Raw genomic sequence first — 20279 nt, 5'->3', positions numbered from 1 at the left:
TTTTTTAAATTTGCAGACAAACTTACAAACTAATAAGAATAAAAATGAAAAAAGTCTTTCAAATCTTACTTGCCATAGCTATTGTTGTTCTTGCTTTTTTAAGCTACCAAAGCATTATGAAACCGATTAAATTTGGTAAAATCAAAGATCAAAGGTACGCTAGAATTATTGAACAGTTGAAAGATATCCGTAAAGCAGAAGGTGCTTACAAAGATGTTAATGGTAAATATACCGGAAGTTTTGACACTTTAATTAATTTTATCAAAACTGACTCTATGCCTTTGATTAAAGCGATAGGTTCTCTTACTGATGAGCAAGTTGAAGCTGGTATGACTGAAAAAGAAGCTGTAAAAAAAGGATTCATCACTCGTGATACAGTAATGATTTCAGCTCTTGACACTGTTTTTGGAAGAGAATATGCAATCGAGAATTTACGTTTTGTTCCTTTTACCAAAGGACAAAAACAATTTAAATTAGGTGCAACTGTATTTGTAACCGGATCGAATGTAAAAGTTCAGGTTTTTGAAGCAAAAGTTTCCAACATGGATATTTTTGATGATATTATGGATGAATATCGTGAAGAAGTTCTTGAAGAAAATGGAAACCGTATTCGTTTAAATAAATATCCTGGTTTAATGGTTGGTTCTCTTGAAGAAGCAAACAACAACGCAGGTAACTGGGAATAAATATAAAATTATACATGAGCGACCTTGTATTTGTTGATTCATCATTTGATAAAAACAAAACAAAAGAATATACACTATCCATCCAGGTAAGCCTGGATGGATTTTCTTTTTCTATACTCAACGGGCATAAGGAGTGCATCGCATTAAATCAGTTCATTCCTTTCAAAACAAACAGCGACAATAATCCAATAAATTCATTTATTGAAATTGTTCGAAACCACGAACTCTTAAATTTAAGTTTTAAGGATGTTTCGCTTCTTTGGATCTCTGATAAAGTATTGCTTATTCCATCAGAGTTTTTCTCGGAAGACTTTGCTTTTGAGAGCTTTCAATTATCTCATTGCCTTGAAAAAAATGAATATCTGGAATGGAATGAGCTTCCCGAATTAAAATCGTGGATTGTATTCTCTTTTCCTAACAACATTAAAGAATTTGTTCAATCTCACTTTAAAAACAGTAAGCTGTATCATCATTGCCTGCCCTTTTACAAAGAGGCATTGAATCAAAAAATTGCTGAAAATCACCCACAGGTTTTTTTGAACATTCAGAATTACTTTTTTCATGTAATTATACCTGATCGAAACGGGAAACATTTCATAAACACATTCTCATACAGCGCAAGTTCTGATTTAGCCTACTATATTCTCAACATCTTTAAACAACAAAAGTTAAACAATGAGAGAAGCAGGCTAATTATTGACGGACTCGTTCAGGAAGATAGCAATGTAATTCTTTTACTAAAAAAATACCTAGGTCAGGTTGAAGTTAAAATACTTCCATCGGAGTTTAGAATAAATAAAAGTATTCCACACAAGGAATACAATCAATTCATTAATCTTTTAAATTTATCCAGGTGCGAATAGTAAGTGGGACTCATAGGGGAAGAAGGATATCTCCGGATAAAAATTTTAAGGCCAGGCCAACAACCGATTTTGCCAAAGAAAGCCTTTTCAATGTATTAAATAACGTTATTGATTTTGAAGATTTAAACGTTTTAGATCTTTTTGGGGGTACAGGAGGTATTAGTTATGAATTTGCCTCCAGAGGCGCCGAAAAGGTAATGTGTGTGGAAAAAAACCACAACCACTTCTCTTTTATTCAAAAAACAATTAAAGAATTAAAGTTTGAACAAATTCAAGTAATTAAATCGGATGTTTTTAGATTTCTCCGAAATTTCCCTCAAAAATTTGATTTGATATTTGCCGATCCTCCGTTCGCCATGAAATCTCTTGAAACAATTCCCAATTTAGTTTTCGAAAAGGAATTACTCACCGAAGATGGTCTTTTAATTATTGAACACGGTTCGTCGAATGACTTTTCTGAACATCCAAATTTTACTGAAAAAAGAGTTTACGGAAGTGTAAATTTCAGCTTCTTTAAGTCGGTAAAAGAATCAGAATAGATCTTTACAAAAAAAAAGCATTTTTTTCACCAGCGTAACAAGCTCAAAACCGCTATTTTACTACCTTAAAGCAGAATCTCAGTCAAAAAAACTGCATACAGATATTGCAAGTAAGAAAACTTGCATTATCTTTGCATCGCAATCAAAAAAAGGTTTGGTAGTTCAGTTGGTTAGAATACATGCCTGTCACGCATGGGGTCGCGAGTTCGAGTCTCGTCCAGACCGCTAAAAGAAAAAGTTCTTTGCACTATTTTTGATTTGCAGTTTCCCTTTTGGGAAATGCATATATTTTGGTTTGGTAGTTCAGTTGGTTAGAATACATGCCTGTCACGCATGGGGTCGCGAGTTCGAGTCTCGTCCAGACCGCCAAAATAAAGAGTTTTGATTTGTTGCTCTTACAATAAACAAATCGCAGAATATTTTGGTTTGGTAGTTCAGTTGGTTAGAATACATGCCTGTCACGCATGGGGTCGCGAGTTCGAGTCTCGTCCAGACCGCCAGAATAAAGAGTTTTGATTTGTACTCTTACAATAAACAAATCACAGAATATTTTGGTTTGGTAGTTCAGTTGGTTAGAATACATGCCTGTCACGCATGGGGTCGCGAGTTCGAGTCTCGTCCAGACCGCCAAAATAAAGAGTTTTGATTTGTTACTCTTACAAAAAACAAATCGCAGAATATTTTGGTTTGGTAGTTCAGTTGGTTAGAATACATGCCTGTCACGCATGGGGTCGCGAGTTCGAGTCTCGTCCAGACCGCCAAAATAATTAGAAGGCCTCCGATTCAAAAGAATCGGAGGCTTTTTCGATTTTACATCTTTCCAAAAACATTCAAATTTTTTGAAAACAAATCGAAACTCTTCTACTCCTTCTTCGACTCTATCCAAGTCACTTTCGTAAGCAAACATCAACTAACAAATTATAAACGATACTTTCCTGACAATTTAAGACTGCAGATTCTTTTTTTGTCATTTTTTTGCATTTTCAATAGTACATGAGCAAAAGTTTAAAAGAAATCTGACCACAAACATAAATCCAGTCAATTAAAATTCATAAATTACTGTACAACTAACTAAAATACAGATTATGCAACAAGAAATATTTCATCGGCTATGGAAGGAATACACAAAACAAAATCCTTCTGCCCAGGCTATACATGATTTATTCACCAAAGAAGGGGAACAGGTAATTAATGACCATGTAGCTTTTCGAACCTTCGATGACCCAAGAATGAACATTCAGGTTTTGGCAAAGAAATTCCTGAAAGCAGGCTACGAATATAAAGGAGAATATGTGTTCGAAGATAAGCACTTGAACGCCGTTCATTTGGAACATCCAAGTGAGGAAAATGCACCAAGGGTATTTATATCAGAATTAATACTTTCTGAATTTTCAGAAGAATTTCAGAAGACTATAAAAAGAAGACTCTATTCGGTGGGCAATGCCTATTATGCTGATCCTGATTTAATTCACAAAGGAAGTGTTTGGGGTAAACCAAGCTATGCCGATTATCAATTTCTGCGGAAGGAATCAGAATACGCCGCCTGGCTTTACGTTCACGGATTCAGGGTGAATCACTTTACGGTCAGCATCAACGCGCTTCAGAAATACAATAGTATCGAGAAAGTGAATCAATTTATTAAAGACAATGGCTTTGAAATGAACACCTCGGGAGGTGAAATTAAAGGCACGCCTGAAAAGCTTCTGCAGCAGTCCTCTACCCTTTCCGAGATTATTAAAGTTGAATTTGAAGAAGGTGTATACGAAATACCTGCATGCTTCTATGAATTTGCTATTCGTTATCCGGATGAAAACGGACAGCTATTCTCAAGCTTTATCGCAGCCAATGCCAATAAAATTTTTGACAGCAGTAATTTCAGAGAAAAATAAATTAAAATTTACCAAAATGTATCAGCCCGCCGAACAAATCTGTTTTGAGCGGGCTTTTTGCTTTTCATCATTCCTCTTTGTTCCATAAACTTTTATCTTTACCTCCTCTAACTTAAACCTACAACATGAAAAATACATCAACACTATTCCTTCTTATTGCATTTCTTTTTTCGGCATGCACCACAAACACAAAACAATTAAACATTGAAACAGGCGTAGCCAAAACAATGGCGGCATACCGAAAAGCGAATATCTCCAATCTGAAATATCAGCTGAATTTTGATATCCCTGAGGATCGTAACAAGACAATTCCGGGAAGCAATAAAATCAGTTTCGAATTGCAATCAACCGATCAGGATCTCCAAATTGATTTTCGTGAAAACGCCAACTTAATCCATAAAGTGGTTTGTAATGGAAACCCCTCGAAATACCGCTTTGAATTGGAGCATTTGATTATCCCGAAAGGGGAATTGAAAGAAGGGAAAAACGAAATTGACATTGAATTTACGACCGGAAACAGCTCCTTGAATCGTAACGATGAATTTTTATACACTTTGTTTGTGCCGGACAGAGCCAGAACTGCTTTCCCATGCTTCGATCAGCCAGATTTAAAAGCCAAATTTCAATTGGCATTAAGTGTGCCAAAAAGCTGGAAGGCAATAGCCAATGGTAAAACTGAATCAGTTAAAGAAGACGCAGGCAAAAGCCATTATAAATTTTTTACCACAAAAGAACTGCCAACCTATCTGTTCTCTTTTGCAGCCGGTAAATTCGAAACCATAACCCGCGAACACAATGGACATCAACACACCATGTATCACCGCGAAACTGATCCTGAAATGTTGGCTGGTAATACCGATGAAATCTTTCGTTTGTTGTTTCAATCACTCGATTGGCTGGAAGAATATACCGATATCTCCTATCCTTTTGGAAAGTATGATATTGTGGTGATTCCATCCTTTCAATATGGCGGAATGGAGCACACGGGAGCGACGCTGTACAATGCTTCCAAATTGTTTTTGGATAAAAATGCAAGCAAAAACGACAGATTGTACCGGGCAAATTTAATTGCCCACGAAACAGCTCACATGTGGTTTGGCGATTTAGTGACTATGAAATGGTTCGATCAGGTTTGGCTGAAAGAGGTTTTTGCCAATTTTCTTGCCGATAAAATTACCAACCCAAGCTTTCCGGATATGAACCATGCACTGAAATTTAAGATGGCTCATTTCCCGAGTTCCTATGCAGTTGACCGCACAAGCGGAGCCAATGCAATTAATCAGGTGTTGCCAAACTTAAAAGATGCCGGATCGGTTTACGGAAGTATTATATACCACAAATCGCCAATTGTAATGGATATGCTGGAACGGATAACCGGTGAAAAAGCATTACAAAAAGGCCTGCAAACTTATCTGAAAAAATATGCTTACCGCAATGCCAGTTGGGAAGATTTGATTGCGATTTTGGACGAAACCACTTCTGGTGATTTAAAGCAATGGAGCAAAGTTTGGGTTGACAAAGCCGGAAGGCCTGTAATAACATCATCAATTTCAAGTGAAAATGGTTTGATTACTGATTTGACAATCACGCAAAGTGATGCCAAAGGAAATGATGGTGACTGGAATCAGGAGTTGAACATCCTTTTAGGCTATGAAGAAATAAACGAAGTGTTATCTGTGAAATTTGATCAGCCACAGCTTGTGATTTCGGAAGCTACAGGCAAAAAAACACCTGACTATATGATCCCAAATGGAAAAGGCAATGCCTATGGATTTTTTAAACTAGACAGTAAAAGCAAGCAATTCCTTCTTGAAAATATGCACAAAATTAAAGATGATTTGGTGCGTGGAGTGGCGTGGATCAACCTGTATGAGAATCTTTGCGAAGGAGAAGTAAACGGAAAAGAATTTGTGCTTGCTGCCGAGAAACAATTGGCAAAGGAAAAAAACGCATTGATTTTGGAACGCATGCTGTCTTATATGCAGTCGGCTTATTGGCTTCATATAAGTGCCGAAGAAAGGTTACAAATTGGGAAACATTTGGAAGACAGCCTTTGGATTCAACTAAATGAGGAGAAGGACATGAGCAAGAAATCGAGCTTATTCAGCACCTTAAGCAGTATTGCCGAAAGCAAAGTGTGTTTGGAGCAACTCTTCACAGCCTGGAAAGAAGAAATTGCCATTGGCGGATTTAGTCTTTCGGAAACCAAAGCTACCGACCTGGCTTGCAATTTGGCCATTAAAATGCCCGAAAAATCAGAAGAGCTTGTTGCCACACAAATCGAACGAATTAAAAATCCAGACCGTAAGAAACGCCTGCAATTTGCGGCTCCTGCCCTGTCGGCCAATCAGCAAGTTCGCAAAGAGTTTTTTGCCAGTCTGCACATAGCCGAAAACAGAGAAATTGAGCGCTGGGTTTTAGATGGTTTGGGCTATTTGAATCATCCGATAAGGGAAAAAGAAGCTCTAGCATATTTACCACAGGCCTTGGAATTACTGAAAGAAATTCAGATTACCGGAGACATTTTCTTTCCTGCCAATTGGTTAAGTGCCAGTTATAGCGGTCTGCAATCGAAAGAAGCAGGAAATATTACCCGTCAGTTTTTAGAGGAACAACCAGATTATCCTGAAAATTTGAAATTGAAGATTCTTCAGGCATCGGATTTGGTGCTGAGGAAGAAGTAAGGGAAAAGGAGAAAGGTAAAAGTACCAAGGAGTAAGTCTCAGTATTAAAAATTTAAATGGTGCTCTTGTTAAAAGGGAGTGCCATTTTTTTACTCAATACCTATAGGTTTATCGACGCTGTTAGTTTTTAAGTAAACACTTACTATTTTGGATCTGTTTGTGGGAGTGGTATTTTTTTATTTTTATTACCTACTTCATTCCCTAACCCCTTCTCCTAAAGTAGAAGGGGAACTCTAAACTTTGGTTGTAAAAGCTAAAACTTCTGTACCACCAATATTCCTGCGAAGATGAGTAAAACTCCTAAAATACGTCCCCAGTTAATGGGTTGAACAGGTACGCCAAACATTCCAAAATGGTCAAGAATCAACGAAAATACCAACTGACCGGCTACAATTAAGCCAAAGCTTAAGGCTGCCCCCAGTCGTGGAATCAGAAAAATAACTGAACCAACAAATATAGAACCCATCATGCCGCCAATCCATGCATATATTGGGGCTTCCTTTGCAGCCAACAATAAGTTATTTGGAGTACGGGTACCCAAAATTACCAGTAAAAGGACAAAACCACCCACCATAAAATTAACCAAAGCAGCCATAAGCGGCGCTTTTAAAAACACACCTAACTTTGCATTTATACTCGCCTGAACTGGCAACAAACAACCAACAGCAAGAGCCAACAACATCAAAAAATATCTCATATAAATCGTAAATTTGAAAACAAAAATAGGAATTTAAAGTTCTCGGAGACCTTTAAATAAGCAATAAAAAAATCTTCTGCTCTTTCACTGTCCCATGCCTAAAAATTGGACACTAAATTTTACCAAGCTTGTTCTCCTGCCAAAAAAAATACATAAAAAATAGAAACACTACCCGCATATAAGCCATCTTTTTGATTGGTGGACTCATTCTACTTACAGAAAAAGCAATTTTTTTGTTTGGAGAGTTCATTCTACTCTCAGAAAAGCAATCTTTTTGATTGGTGAGCTCATTCTACTCTCAGAAAAGCCATCTTTTTGATTGGTTGGCTTATTCTACTTACAGAAAAAGCAATCTTTTTGTTTGGTGGACTCATTCTACTTACAGAAAAAGCAATTTTTTTGTTTGGAGAGTTCATTCTACTCTCAGAAAAACCATCTTTTTGATTGGTGGACTCATTCTACTTACAGAAAAGCCATCTTTTTGATTGGTGGACTCATTCTACTTACAGAAAAGCCATCTTTTTGTTTGGAGAGTTCATTCTACTCTCAGAAAAGCAATCTTTTTGATTGTAAATTTTAGATTACCCGTTTTTAGTATAGCCTCAGATTAATTCTACATATGATAATCGCATCAACTATTCAAAATATGGAACATAGCACATTTCCCAAAAGCTTTCTTTGAAAAGAGTCAGACTAGTTTCTGTTAACCCATTAGGATAAGTCATTAATAGCATCTGTATGGGAACTCCATTTTTTCGCATGGGAAGTTGCCGGTAGTCGTGCCTATTTAGGATAAATCCCAAGCGTTCGTAAAAAGCAATTCGTCGCTTACTGCTATCACAATCCGGCAATTCCACCTCCAGTAGTATATCATCGTAACTCTCAGAAATCAACTGCTCAACAATTGTTTTACCATATCCTCTGCCCCTGTATTCAATCGGTGTTGCCAAATGTTCTATATACCTCAGTCCTTCAAATTGCCACCACAATATAAAACCTGAAAAAACCTCATCAACAGTTGCAATATCAAAATGATAATTTGCACGATTCATTATCTGTTTCTGTAAATCAAACTCCCGGCGTTCCGCTTCAGGGAAAGCATCCCCATACAATTCCCAAGCCTGCAAAAAACCAGTATTATCGGTTTGTGTTAGTCTAACTCTTTTCACTGTGGCTATTAATTAGTATGGTTCTTTAATTTACAGGAAGATACTTAATGGTAAAATAGAATGTTGAGCCTTTGTTTACGTCAGATTCCACCCAAATTTTACCACCCAGCAAATCGATGAATTCTTTTGAAATGGCTAAACCTAATCCTGTTCCTCCATAATTTGACATGACAAAATCACTTGCCTGCATAAACCGGTCAAAAATTTTGGTTTGCATCTCTTCCGGTATACCAATACCACTATCAGTTACATAAAAAACCATATCCCCGTCAATCAGCCTATATCCAAACTCAATGCTGCCTTCGTGAATAAATTTAAACGCATTGTTCAGTAAATTAGTTAAAATCTGAATTATTTTAGTTTTATCAGTAAATACAACCGATTCCTTATCGGATAATGCTCGATGAAGCTGAATTGATAAATGTCGCGAAAGTGCCTGTTTTTCGTAAATAATCAATAAATCCGATAAAACCTGATTAACATTGGTTGATTCCAGATAAACCTTATCCTGCTTTGTTTGTAAAGTTGAAATGGTGAGTATATCGTTTACAATTGAAAGAAGCTGATGCGCATTATCAATTATTATGGAGGTGAATTTTTTGCGTTTTTCAGGTAATAAATCCAAATCGTTAAGTAATTCCGAAAACCCAACAATGGAATTCATGGGGGTTCGAATTTCATGAGACATATTTTGTAAAAAAGCTGTTTTTAAGTGATTGCTTTCTTCTGCCTTTTTTTTAGCTTCCAGCAGCTTTTCTTCATATTCTTTGCGTACCGTAAAATCACGGATAACGGCTACAAAAACATCTAACCCATTCCAAAAAGTATTATTAATAGAAACCTGAACGGGTATTTCTTTTCTAGTTTTATTTTGTAAAACAATCCACTCTATTGTTTGTGTATTGTTATTTCTTACTTCGTTCCATATGTCAGGCAGAATATCAATATCGTTTTGGACAGCAGATATATCCATTACCGTTAAATTATCACCCAATTTAGCATTCAACAATGATTCAGCAGGTTTGTTTAAAAATAAAATATTACCTGAAATATCATGAATGATGATTCCATCGCTGGTGCTGTGAATAATCGCATCCAGATTCTTCCGTGAAGCTTCCAGCTCTTCAATTTTATTTTGCAACTCTGGATAATAGCTTTTCCGATGTGAATTCTCACCTAAGCCTATTATTTTATTTCTATCGTTAATCCATTTATCTTCCATATTATAAAGCTTCTTTATAAACCACTTCCAAATCTTTTTTTACCGGAGGTCGCGGATTGGTTGCATTACACGGATCTTGAATTGCTTTGTTCGCCAAAACTGAGATTATATCTAAACTTACCCCCTTTTCCTGAAGGGTTTTATCAACACCTAATGTTTTGTTCATTTGAAAAAGATAGTTCATCAGTAATTTTTTGTTTTCCTGATTATTAACCCCCACCGATGATAATTGCAGAATTTCTGCGATCTTTTTATATCTGTCAGAGGCTGTATTAAAGTTATAGTTCACCACGTGTGGCAATAATATGGCATTGCACTCACCATGTGGTAAATCTAAATACCCACCCAAACTATGAGCCATTGAATGAATGCATCCCAAACTGGCATTTGAAAATGCCAATCCTGCATAAAGACTTGCCAACATTACTTTTCCTCTTGCCTGCAAATTGTTTGGTTCTTGTACTGATGACAATAAATTTTTATCCAGCAATCGGATTGCCTCGAGTGCATATAAATCGGTAAATGCTGAATTTGCATTAGATACAAACGCCTCAAAGGCGTGAGAAAGGGCATCTATTCCGGTGCAAGCAGTTAAATGCTTACTCATACTCGTTAATACATAGGGATCAATCAGTGCCACATCAGGTACAGTTGCCTTACTAATAATCGCCATCTTATACTTCTCTTCGTAATTATTGATGATTGCGAACTGAGAAACATCGGCTGATGTTCCTCCTGTAGTTGGAATACACACTAAGGGAGGCATGGGCTTGTATATTTTGTCTACTCCTTCAAAATCTCTGATATCTCCACCGTTGTTAGCGATAATTCCAATTCCTTTCGCACAATCGATAACACTCCCTCCTCCAATTGCCAAAATCATATTGCACTTGTTTTGGCTATACATTTGTGCCCCCTCCATTACTTCGTAATTTCTGGGATTAGGAGAAACATTGGAGAAAATCACATAGTCAATTTCAGCTTCCTTCAACTTACCTTCCGCCTCCAACAACCATGGTGACTTTAAAATTATGTTGTCGGTAACCAACAAAACTTTTCGTCCGCCAAGCTTTTGACAATACAAACCCACGTAAACTCTTGAATCGAGTCCGAAAATATATTCCGGAGCTACAAATTTTCTAATTTCCAATTGTATATCATCGAATTCTTTATTCATTACGAATATTTTAAAAAGGTTAGTACGTACAATACCTCTCAGATAAAGAAGTTTTTAGCAAGAACTCCTTTAAAGATAGCAAATATGTAAATACTTGCATTAATATTCTCCCAATTAGAATCTTACAATAAATGGATTTCTTAAAAAAACAAAATTTAGGAAAAATAAGATCCGTAATCACAGGAAGGACTCTGTGCTAAAAAGCTATCCAAATCACGAATTCAATTGTTGTCCATTCAAATATGACAGATATACTCTATGCCTTTTTCATCAAAATAAAAAAGATTAGCAGATATAAAAAAGACCAAGCTAAGAGCTTGGTCTGGAAATATACTTAAACTTAAATCGTTTAGTTCTTTGTGTCTTTAACAATAACATCATGAGCACCACCTTCGATAATACTTGTAGATGAAACCAAGGTAATTTTTGCTTCAGCCTGCAATGCTGCAATTGTTGCAACACCGCAACTGCACATGGTAGATTTAATTTTACCTGTGGTAATATCTAAATTGTCTTTCAATTTACCGGCATAAGGAACGAAACTATCCACACCTTCTTCAAACTTAAGACTGTTCTTACCTCCCATATCATATCGCTGCCAGTTTCTTGCTCTGTTCGAACCTTCGCCCCAATATTCCTTCACATAGTTGCTGCCAATTAATAATTTTCTGGTCGGACTCTCGTCGAAACGGGCAAAATATCTTCCCATCATCATAAAATCAGCTCCCATTGCCAAAGCAAGGGTCATGTGATAATCCATCACAATTCCACCATCGGAACAAATAGGAATGTACTCTCCGGTCTTCTTAAAATATTCATCGCGGGCTTCGGCCACTTCAATTAAAGCTGTTGCCTGACCTCTGCCAATTCCTTTTTGCTCGCGGGTAATGCAAATAGATCCACCGCCTACTCCAACTTTAACAAAATCGGCGCCAGCCTCGGCTAAATATAAAAACCCAGCTTTATCAACCACGTTTCCTGCTCCAACAGCCACCTTACCCTTATAATGTTCTTTTATATATTCTATGGTAATTTTTTGCCATTCCGAAAATCCATCCGATGAATCGATACACAAAACATCAACACCAGCTTCAACCAAGGCAGGTACACGCTCTTCAAAATCACGGGTATTAATACCTGCTCCTACAATTAGTCTTTTATGATCATCCAGTAATTCATTCGGATACTCTTTGTGATTATCGTAGTCTTTTCTAAAAACAAAGTATTTCAGATTTTGCTTTTTATCGATAACAGGCAAGGTATTTAACTTGTGATCCCAGATAATATCATTTGCCTCAGTCAAACTAATTCCATACTCACCTACAGCAAGATTCTCTATAGGAGTCATGAACTCTTTTACCTTTTTATCCAGACTATCCTTACTTAATCGATAATCGCGGCCAGTAACAATCCCTAAAAATTTTCCGTTTGCCGATCCATCACTGGTTACCCCAATTGTTGAAAATCCAGTTTCTTCTTTTAAAGCAATTACATCCTGTAAAGTTTGTTCAGGCATAATATTAGCACGACTCTCTACAAAACCAGCTTTGTGTTTTTTTACTTTCTTAACCATTTTGGCCTGCTCCTCGATTGACTGAGAACCGAAAATAAACGACACACCGCCCTCTTTAGCCAAGGCAATAGCCATTCCATCATCGGAAACAGATTGCATAATTGCAGATACAAAAGGTGTTTTCAGGTTGATTCTGGAAGATTCTCCTTTTTTAAATTTAACCAATGGAGTCATCAAGCTAACTTTGTCAGGTGTGCAATCGACCGCAGTTAGTCCTGGAATAATTAAATACTCACTAAAGGTTCTCGAAACGTCATTAATAATCGTAGCCATAGTTGTTCTATTCAATGGTTGTTCAAATAAAAAATTTTACGAAGGTATAAAAACATCCTGTCTCTATTAAATCAAACAGGCTTAAAAATTAAAACAATCTGATTCGCTACAGACAACAACCTCTCACCAATCAAACTAAAACACTACTATACAAAAACTTAGCAAGACTCAAACCCATTCTTTAAATTACAAAATTGAAAATCAATAATATTCCCAAATACTTTTAAAAATACGTTCAATTCTTCTGTATTACCATTATTTAGTTGAAATACACCTAAAAATGCCAACCCACTTTCAACGATACTTCCCCTTGAAGCCTTTTGGTTTTATACTCGGTTGCACCAACCAATACTTTTTCATTATTTACAACATAGTGCACGGCTGCCCAGGGTTCAATGTAGAAATTTTTATGCAGTTTGATGATGTATCCGCTACCGGCCGTAATCACATAATTTGTAAAATCATAACTCCTGTTGTCAATTTTCGAGCTGATTGTGTTGTCCCACATTTCTGCCCCTGCTCCCAACCACCAACCTTCAAAATTGTTGTTTTTGAAACAATCAAAAATCAAAGCTGCGGCTGTTGTTTTCAAATCTTTAAAATCATTATTCCCCATCAATTTATCGGGCATCTGAAAACCTGCAATTACTCCGCGAACCCGATATTTTCTGTATCCATACCACAATTGAGCCGAATAACCCAGATTGCCGGTTGTGGCACTCATAATCGGAGGAAGCAGATCAATGGCAATGCCTACGGTTTGTTTGGTTGTTATACTATCGGTTTGGGAAGCAAAGTTTGATTTGCTGCAAGTTGATTCAACTGTTTTTGATTGTGCTGAAACTGTTGTGGATAAAGCTATTATTACCACAAAAAGAAAGAATTGCTTTTTCATCTTTTACATTTGCTTTCATTTGTAAGATGGAACTTACCATGCTTGGAATAATCATCCCGCTGTGTGTCAAAATCGCTTTGGCATGGACGTTTCATATCATAAAGTGTTACTGTTTACGATACAAATATCGGCATATAAGGAAGTGAGATCCCTCCGCAATTGTTACCAAATTGATTTACTGAAAAAACTCTTTGCGAATTCGGCTTAACGACTTTGGAGCAATACCTAAATAATTGGCAATATGGTATTGCTGCACCTTTTGAAAGATTTCAGGATGATTGCACAATAAGCTTTTGTATCGCTCCTTTGCCGAAAGCACTTGCAAATCGATACTCTGCTGAGCAATCTTCACAAATGATTGTTCCATTAAGATTCGGCCCAGGCGCTCCAATTTTGGAATCTTTGTATATAGCTTGGATAAATCCTGCTGTTTAATCACTAACAATTCAGAGTTTTCGATGGCCTTGATATTGATTAATGACGGCAAATTACTCAAACGGCTTTCGTTAATCGTTACCCAATCGCCTTCAAATGCAAAATCTGTTGTCAGTTCGTTGCCATTTTCCAAGGTTTTGAAATAAATCAACATTCCAAAATTGACAAACCCGACAAAATCACACACCTTCCCTTCCTGTAAAAAGAGTTCATTTTTATTAATGGCTTTCATTTCCAGACAAGAAGAGAATATCAATAATTCCTCATCTGTTAACGAAACAATTGAGTCAATGCTCTTTTTTATTCTACTTAGCTGATCCATAAACTACTTCTTAGGAATTTTTTCTCTTACTGCCTCAATAATCATTCGGGCAACTTTCTCTGATCCATAATGCGAGCTATCAATAGTCAAATGATAATTTTTTGCATTGTTCCAATTTTTACCCGTAAAATGGCTGCAATAGTTAGCCCGTTCGCGATCTGCCTTTTCTAATAATTGATCTGTTACCCGAGCCTCCAAGTCATATTCCTCAACAATTTTATTTTTTCGGTATTCATTGCCTGCATGTATAAATACAGTAAAACAATCAGGATGATCCTTTAACACAAAGTTGGCGCACCGCCCTACAATAACACAAGATTCCTTCTCACATATTTCACGAATTATTTTGCTTTGCACTAAAAACAGCACATCAAGCGGAGGCTGCTGTTCATTTAAATAAGCATAGTTCTGTTCATAAAGATCATACAACAGAGAATGAGCCAGTTTTTGTTCGTGTTCCTCAATATAATGAGTTGTGAACCCACTTTGCTCGGTAGTTAATTGAATTAACTCTTTATCGTAAAAAGAAAATCCCAGTTCTTTTGCAATCAGCTGTCCAATCTCATGTCCTCCGCTGCCATATTCCCGGGATATGGTAATAATTAATTTTTTATTTGGTATTTGAACAGGAGTTTCAGACTTTTCTTTCTCTTGCGGCTTATTTCCCAGCCAAACATCGAAAAACGGTAGTTTCCTACTGTATAATCTTGCCAGATAACCAACCAAAAGAGCTGCGGCAATTGTTCCTTCCCGCACTCCTTGTAAGTGGTAAATCAATGCAAAAGAACTTAACGCGCCTACAATGACCATTGAACTGTCAACCCAAATTTTAGCTTTCCCAAACTCCTTTTTCCATGTTTCGGCTATAGCCATGGCCAAACCCTCTCCCGGCAAATAGGTAATGCCCGCTTTTACTTCCAGAAATACACCAAATGCAATCACTACACAACTGAGCAAACACAACAATCCCTGCCACCCGTATCCTGATAAAGTAAGATCTGAAACTAAATAAAGGGTGAAATCAGTAAAAAAACCAAATACAAATACGACTGGAAGTTGTATTAATTGAAACAAACGATATTTTCGACGTAATAGGAGAATTTGCAATAGGATCAGAAAAACGTTGAAAATAATAGTTATCTCTCCCATTGTCAGCGGATACCTTAAACTGTAAATGTATGGGATACATGAAATAGGTGAGACTCCCAGATTCGCTTTTACTGATAATGCTACCCCAAAAGCCATTATGAAAAGCCCGGAAACAAAAGCCAAAATTCGTTGCGTAATATTATTCATTCTCATTTACTATAATAGCTAAAATCACTTGATTACAAGTTCAAAATTACTAATAATACGCTATCCGATATCCCAATAAACCATTGTTTATAAACACATATTGGAAATTTTAATTTATAAAACAACAGCACCTCTAAATTAACATCATAATAAGTGTTGTAAGTTATTCTTACATTGAGAATTTGACAGAAAATGTTTGATTTTGATTTGAATCAAACAATAGAAAATAAATAATCCTTCTCACTTTTAAACAAAAGCATATTCATACCCGAGAAAATGTCTCATACAAGAGATATACGCATGAAGTATTGTATGTTTCAGTGTCATCTAATTTTGCCCCTCGTCCCATTTTTTCGTAAATTGATGTAAACCACTCACATGCAAAGAATAACAATTCTTTTAGTTCTGCTCTCCAATATTAAGTTGCGGATATTGTTTTTCACCTCAAATAAAACCACACGCCATGAATTTTTTCTTAGTAAGCAGCATTGCCCTTATCTTTTTTCTGTTGGCCGGAATCCGTGTAATTTTCGAATACAAAAGAGCCTTAAAATTCCGCTTTGGGAAGTACATCAAAATATTGCAGCCCGGTTTCAGATGGATTATTCCCATTGTTGAAACCATTAGCATTGTCGACATTCGTGTGATCACCATCAATATCGACTCGCAGGAAGTGATGACCGAAGACAATGTACCATGCAGTATAGATGGTGTCGTGTTTTTTCAAATCAACGATCCCGAAAAGGCGGTTTTGGAAGTGGAGGAATACACTTTTGCCATCACGCAGTTGGCTCAGGCTGCCTTGCGCGATGTGTGTGGTAAGGTGGAACTGGATACCATCTTGTCGAAACGCGAAGAGATGGGGAAAAATATCAAAAAGATTGTGGAGCAAGAAACTGCAGTTTGGGGAATTGTAATTATCGATGTGAAAATTAAAGACATTCAGCTGCCTGAGAACATGAGGCGCATGATGGCCAATCAGGCCGAAGCAGAACGCTCCAGAAGAGCACGGATTATTCTCGCATTGGCAGAAGAACAAGCCGCTGCAAATTTATTGGCCGCAGGTAAATTAATCGATCAATCGCCATCGGCTATTAAATTACGACTCTACCAAACCCTTGCCAATATTGCTTCGGAAAAGAATTCGACCATTCTGTTCCCATTTCCTGAAGAGGTGTTGCCACGGAAACCAAAAGAGGAGAATTAGAATATAAAATCCCCGGAAATACTGAATTGCACCCCAAAAGTTAAACACAACATTTGGGGTGCAGTTCAAAATTACCCGAGGCCATTAACTAATTCTAATTTACTCTTACTTTATCTCCAAAATAATTGCCGATCGGGCCGGAACTTCTATGCCCTCATTCATTTGAATTATTTTGCCTGAGATAATATCTTTTGCTGTTTCATTCCCTTTCAGCATTTCATGATATCGCTCTGTTTGCAAATGAACCGATTCAGTATTCTTATTCAAAATCACCATTACTTTTTCTTTGCCGGTATACCGGAAGTAGCTGTATATTCCATGTTCAGGTGTATAATGCATCAACTTTCCTTTATGAATAACGGAACTGGTCTTTCTCCAATTTAATAATTTCTTTAAATAATTTTGAGCTTCTTTTTCTTGTGTGCTCAGGCCCTTTCCTGTAAAAGCATTCACTTCATCGCCTTCCCAACCTCCGGGAAAACCCATGCGCAGCAATCCATGATCACCACCTGCATTGCTGTTTGCCAGGATCTCTGTTCCATAATATATTTGAGGGATTCCTCTCATTGTAAGAATGTAAGCCATAGCCATTCGATACAAATTGTAATCTTTATTCAACTGATTAAAAACTCGGGCCATATCATGGTTATCAGGAAAGATGACCAAATTATTTGGATTTGGATATTGCACATCATTTACCAATATCTCGTACAATTTGATGAATCCTGTCCCCCAGGTGTCTTCTTCTGTTAATCCTTCCACCAGTGCATTTTGCAAGGGGAAATCCATCAAACTTGGCAGGTTGGAAACATAACCATTCTTGTTTTCTTTCCCCTTTTGCCAATAGGATACAACGGCTGGATTGGTACTCCACTCCTCGCCAACAATATTTAGGTTTGGATATTCTTCCAAAATTCTACGGTTCCATTCAATCAAAAATTCAGAGTCTGAATATGGATAAGTATCTACACGGAGTCCATATAAGTCGGCATATTCTATCCACCAAATGGTATTTTGAATCAAGTATTTTGACATAAACTCGTTGCGCTGATTCAAATCGGGCATGCTTTCTACAAACCAACCATCAGAAAACTGTTTCAAATCCTCTTTCGATGCATATTGATCCTGAACTGTGGTTCGCTTGTGAGAACAACTTGTAAATTTCCCTTCGTTATTGATCCAATCCGTTGAGGGCAGATCCTTCATCCACCAGTGTTCAGAACCGCAATGGTTCAAAACAATATCCATGATGATTCCTATTCCTTTTTTCCTTGCCTCTTTCGAAAATTTACGGTAATCCTCATTTGTTCCAAAGCGTGGGTCAATTTGATAATAGTCGGTTATGGCATAACCATGATAAGAATAAGTAGTTTGATTATTTTCCAGCAATGGAGTCGACCAAATGGACGTAAATCCCATATCGGAAATGTAATCCAAATGATCAATAATTCCCTGAATATCTCCACCGTGACGACCATCTTTTTGCTCACGATCCAAACCTTCAGGTAATCCTTCTACATTATCGTTCGCCATATTGCCATTGGCAAAACGATCCGGCGTAATCAGGTACATCACATCCGCAGGAGTGTAGCTTAAACGTTCGGCAGAACCTTCTTTTCGTTCCAACAACTGATACTTGTATTTTAGGATGGTTTTCGCTCCTTTTTTAAAAAGGATATCAAAACTTCCGGCTTTTGTGATTTCACTCAATTTTAAATCAACAAACAGATAGTTTTCATTCGCCACTCTACTTACCTTCATGATGCTGACACCGGCATAATTTACCTCAGGTTGTAAATCAGCAATATTCTCGCCATGAATCAACAGTTGCAGGCTGGTGTTCTTCATGCCTGTCCACCAAAACGCAGGCTCCAAATGATCAATTTTGTATTTTGCATAAGCCGAACTGCTTCCTATCAGCAGTACGGTTAAAAAAATCATGAGTATTCTTTTCATCTGTTTATAATTTTAAGTTTTTTTTTAAATGGCTCCGAAAGCTTTATATATGGACGTTTCATTTGATTATAGTTCAAGTAACCAATCCTCTTAATGAGATGCAAATAAATACTGCAAACAGTATAACTACTCCTGCGGATTACTGTATAATGTTCTTGTTTGCAAACATCCCATAAAAATGGTTGTTGGCAATAGAAAGTAGGTTTTATATCCAATACACACTTAAATATCCAGTGAATATTTGTAAAATGCCTTACATATGTAGTTTCGGAATATTTATCTTTACAAGAATGCAGATCATCACCCCCGAGAATAATTGGCTTTCCAAAGTCGTAAATAACAGACTTGTTCAGCACCTTACTTACTGGATCATATTTGTACTTTTCTTTGCTTATGCATGGGGCACATTCGATGCAAATTATATAAAAACAGTAAAGGTCGAACTAATCAATCTACCGGTAAAAATACTCTTGGTTTATGCTGTTATTTACTACTTGTATCCAAGGTTTTTATACAAAGGGGAAATTTGGCAGTTCCTTTTTTATTTCCTTATCCTGATCGGTTTTGCTGCCTTTATTCAACGCATAACCGATAACCTGATTATTGTTGATTTCTTTTTCCCTGAATGGCAAAAAGAATCAACTTTTTCTCTCACTCAAATAGTTCGGGGAGCCGTTAATTTAGGAGCTGTGCTCGCCTTACCCATGACAGTAAAACTGATGGAATATTTAGCAAAAGTTCAGCAGAACGAACAGATTCTGGCCAAAGAAAAGCTAGAGGCTGAATTAATCTTTTTAAAAAATCAGGTTCAACCTCATTTTCTTTTCAATACTCTAAACAGTTTGTATTCACTGATATTAAAAAAGTCTGATCAATCCCTGGATGTGATTCTTAAACTATCGGATTTGCTGCGGTACATGCTTTACGAAACCAATTCTACTCAGGTTGATTTACGCAAAGAAGTAGATAGCATCAAAAGTTATATGGAATTGGAAAAGATAAGATATGGAGACCGTATTGATGTAAGTTTGAATATTTGGGGTAATTTGGACAGCAATCACATTGCTCCAATGATCATCCTGCCATTTATTGAGAACAGCTTTAAACACAGTACCAAAGGATTGGATAAAAATGCATGGATCACCATCGAACTTGGAAGTAAGGCAAATAAACTGGTTCTGAAAATTGAAAACAGCATTCCGAAAGTAAGCTCCAATCAAGATTCTGTTGCAGGTGGCATTGGTTTGCAAAATGTAAAAAGGAGATTATCTTTAATCTATCCCGAAAAACATGAACTTAAAATAAGACATACTGAAGAATCTTATAGTGTTCTTTTAAATTTACAATTGTTATGAAACATCCGTGCCAAAGCGATTTTGACACACAGGGAGATGAT

Annotated in this window: 16 protein-coding genes and 5 tRNA genes; 12 read left to right on the top strand and 9 right to left on the bottom strand. The window is 36.8% G+C overall.

Translation table 11 applies throughout. From position 1 onward, the window contains the following. Positions 1 to 44: 44 nt before the first annotated feature. The 10 genes from ACHZAX_RS05875 (at position 45) to ACHZAX_RS05830 (ending at position 6661) form a co-directional block, all read left to right on the top strand. On the top strand, positions 45 to 686 hold the full coding sequence (locus tag ACHZAX_RS05875; protein ID WP_101311478.1) for a hypothetical protein: 642 nt from the start codon (positions 45 to 47) through the stop codon (positions 684 to 686). A 14-nt stretch (positions 687 to 700) separates the two neighbouring features. After that, the gene (locus ACHZAX_RS05870; RefSeq protein WP_101311479.1) at positions 701 to 1549 is read left to right on the top strand and encodes a DUF3822 family protein; all 849 of its coding nucleotides are present in this window, start codon (positions 701 to 703) and stop codon (positions 1547 to 1549) included. Continuing rightward, positions 1540 to 2088 (top strand): 16S rRNA (guanine(966)-N(2))-methyltransferase RsmD, encoded by a 549-nt coding sequence (gene rsmD, locus ACHZAX_RS05865; RefSeq protein WP_320018391.1) that lies wholly within the window; start codon positions 1540 to 1542, stop codon positions 2086 to 2088. Before ACHZAX_RS05870 ends, rsmD begins: the two co-directional genes overlap by 10 nt. A 151-nt stretch (positions 2089 to 2239) precedes the next feature. Beyond that, positions 2240 to 2313, top strand: a tRNA-Asp gene (locus ACHZAX_RS05860). Between the two features lie 67 nt (positions 2314 to 2380). Further along, positions 2381 to 2457, top strand: a tRNA-Asp gene (locus ACHZAX_RS05855). A gap of 54 nt (positions 2458 to 2511) precedes the next feature. Beyond that, a tRNA-Asp gene (locus tag ACHZAX_RS05850) sits at positions 2512 to 2588 on the top strand. 53 nt (positions 2589 to 2641) lie between these two features. Next, positions 2642 to 2718: transfer RNA gene (locus ACHZAX_RS05845), tRNA-Asp, on the top strand. A gap of 54 nt (positions 2719 to 2772) precedes the next feature. Beyond that, positions 2773 to 2849 (top strand) — tRNA-Asp (locus ACHZAX_RS05840). Between the two features lie 324 nt (positions 2850 to 3173). Beyond that, entirely contained in the window at positions 3174 to 3977 is an 804-nt protein-coding gene (locus tag ACHZAX_RS05835; protein ID WP_320018390.1) for a DUF1338 domain-containing protein, read from the top strand. A gap of 125 nt (positions 3978 to 4102) precedes the next feature. After that, positions 4103 to 6661, top strand: a complete 2559-nt coding sequence (locus ACHZAX_RS05830) for a M1 family metallopeptidase (protein WP_320018389.1) — start codon at positions 4103 to 4105, stop codon at positions 6659 to 6661. Between the two features lie 253 nt (positions 6662 to 6914). On the opposite strand, the gene ACHZAX_RS05825 is transcribed toward ACHZAX_RS05830, so the two are convergent. The 8 genes from ACHZAX_RS05825 to ACHZAX_RS05790 all read right to left on the bottom strand — a co-directional run bounded on the left by ACHZAX_RS05825 (position 6915) and on the right by ACHZAX_RS05790 (position 15720). After that, positions 6915 to 7358 (bottom strand): DMT family transporter, encoded by a 444-nt coding sequence (locus tag ACHZAX_RS05825; protein WP_320018388.1) that lies wholly within the window; start codon positions 7356 to 7358, stop codon positions 6915 to 6917. 635 nt (positions 7359 to 7993) lie between these two features. Beyond that, positions 7994 to 8527, bottom strand: a complete 534-nt coding sequence (locus tag ACHZAX_RS05820; protein ID WP_320018387.1) for a GNAT family N-acetyltransferase — start codon at positions 8525 to 8527, stop codon at positions 7994 to 7996. A gap of 25 nt (positions 8528 to 8552) precedes the next feature. Then, positions 8553 to 9749, bottom strand: a complete 1197-nt coding sequence (locus ACHZAX_RS05815; protein WP_320018386.1) for a PAS domain-containing sensor histidine kinase — start codon at positions 9747 to 9749, stop codon at positions 8553 to 8555. 1 nt (position 9750) lies between these two features. Next, positions 9751 to 10926, bottom strand: coding sequence for an alcohol dehydrogenase-like regulatory protein ErcA (gene ercA / locus ACHZAX_RS05810; RefSeq protein WP_320018385.1), 1176 nt, complete (start codon positions 10924 to 10926; stop codon positions 9751 to 9753). 349 nt (positions 10927 to 11275) lie between these two features. After that, on the bottom strand, positions 11276 to 12772 hold the full coding sequence (locus ACHZAX_RS05805; protein ID WP_320018384.1) for an IMP dehydrogenase: 1497 nt from the start codon (positions 12770 to 12772) through the stop codon (positions 11276 to 11278). Positions 12773 to 13046: 274 nt separating this feature from the next. Continuing rightward, positions 13047 to 13667, bottom strand: a complete 621-nt coding sequence (locus ACHZAX_RS05800; protein WP_320018383.1) for a hypothetical protein — start codon at positions 13665 to 13667, stop codon at positions 13047 to 13049. Positions 13668 to 13842: 175 nt separating this feature from the next. Then, complete coding sequence (locus tag ACHZAX_RS05795; protein ID WP_320018382.1) at positions 13843 to 14424, bottom strand: Crp/Fnr family transcriptional regulator; 582 nt, start codon at positions 14422 to 14424, stop codon at positions 13843 to 13845. 3 nt (positions 14425 to 14427) lie between these two features. Beyond that, positions 14428 to 15720 carry a cytidylate kinase family protein gene (locus ACHZAX_RS05790; protein WP_320018381.1) on the bottom strand — a complete coding sequence of 431 codons (1293 nt, stop codon included), beginning with the start codon at positions 15718 to 15720 and terminating at the stop codon, positions 14428 to 14430. A 463-nt stretch (positions 15721 to 16183) separates the two neighbouring features. Here ACHZAX_RS05790 and ACHZAX_RS05785 point away from each other — a divergent pair, with 463 nt between their 5' ends. Next, positions 16184 to 16927 carry a slipin family protein gene (locus ACHZAX_RS05785; RefSeq protein ID WP_320018380.1) on the top strand — a complete coding sequence of 248 codons (744 nt, stop codon included), beginning with the start codon at positions 16184 to 16186 and terminating at the stop codon, positions 16925 to 16927. Between the two features lie 105 nt (positions 16928 to 17032). Here ACHZAX_RS05785 and ACHZAX_RS05780 read toward each other — a convergent pair whose 3' ends face one another. Continuing rightward, the gene (locus ACHZAX_RS05780) at positions 17033 to 18883 is read right to left on the bottom strand and encodes a glycoside hydrolase family 13 protein (RefSeq protein WP_320018379.1); all 1851 of its coding nucleotides are present in this window, start codon (positions 18881 to 18883) and stop codon (positions 17033 to 17035) included. Between the two features lie 290 nt (positions 18884 to 19173). Here ACHZAX_RS05780 and ACHZAX_RS05775 point away from each other — a divergent pair, with 290 nt between their 5' ends. Further along, positions 19174 to 20238, top strand: coding sequence for a sensor histidine kinase (locus ACHZAX_RS05775; protein ID WP_394698222.1), 1065 nt, complete (start codon positions 19174 to 19176; stop codon positions 20236 to 20238). Positions 20239 to 20279: the final 41 nt, after the last annotated feature.

Origin of the sequence: Labilibaculum manganireducens (assembly GCF_963665805.2) — a bacterium.
Lineage (GTDB): Bacteria > Bacteroidota > Bacteroidia > Bacteroidales > Marinifilaceae > Labilibaculum > Labilibaculum manganireducens.
This window is presented reverse-complemented; position numbering and strand designations above follow the sequence as displayed.

Bases quoted from the DNA above. Each gene is read 5' to 3' on its own strand.
- ACHZAX_RS05790 (WP_320018381.1), bottom strand. From the start codon at position 15,720: ATGAATAATATTACGCAACGAATTTTGGCTTTTGTTTCCGGGCTTTTC.
- ACHZAX_RS05795 (WP_320018382.1), bottom strand. From the start codon at position 14,424: ATGGATCAGCTAAGTAGAATAAAAAAGAGCATTGACTCAATTGTTTCG.
- ACHZAX_RS05830 (WP_320018389.1), top strand. From the start codon at position 4,103: ATGAAAAATACATCAACACTATTCCTTCTTATTGCATTTCTTTTTTCG.
- ACHZAX_RS05870 (WP_101311479.1), top strand. From the start codon at position 701: ATGAGCGACCTTGTATTTGTTGATTCATCATTTGATAAAAACAAAACA.
- ACHZAX_RS05780 (WP_320018379.1), bottom strand. From the start codon at position 18,883: ATGAAAAGAATACTCATGATTTTTTTAACCGTACTGCTGATAGGAAGC.
- ercA (WP_320018385.1), bottom strand. From the start codon at position 10,926: ATGAATAAAGAATTCGATGATATACAATTGGAAATTAGAAAATTTGTA.
- ACHZAX_RS05815 (WP_320018386.1), bottom strand. From the start codon at position 9,749: ATGGAAGATAAATGGATTAACGATAGAAATAAAATAATAGGCTTAGGT.
- ACHZAX_RS05775 (WP_394698222.1), top strand. From the start codon at position 19,174: ATGCAGATCATCACCCCCGAGAATAATTGGCTTTCCAAAGTCGTAAAT.
- ACHZAX_RS05800 (WP_320018383.1), bottom strand. From the start codon at position 13,667: ATGAAAAAGCAATTCTTTCTTTTTGTGGTAATAATAGCTTTATCCACA.
- ACHZAX_RS05875 (WP_101311478.1), top strand. From the start codon at position 45: ATGAAAAAAGTCTTTCAAATCTTACTTGCCATAGCTATTGTTGTTCTT.
- ACHZAX_RS05825 (WP_320018388.1), bottom strand. From the start codon at position 7,358: ATGAGATATTTTTTGATGTTGTTGGCTCTTGCTGTTGGTTGTTTGTTG.
- ACHZAX_RS05785 (WP_320018380.1), top strand. From the start codon at position 16,184: ATGAATTTTTTCTTAGTAAGCAGCATTGCCCTTATCTTTTTTCTGTTG.
- ACHZAX_RS05835 (WP_320018390.1), top strand. From the start codon at position 3,174: ATGCAACAAGAAATATTTCATCGGCTATGGAAGGAATACACAAAACAA.
- ACHZAX_RS05805 (WP_320018384.1), bottom strand. From the start codon at position 12,772: ATGGCTACGATTATTAATGACGTTTCGAGAACCTTTAGTGAGTATTTA.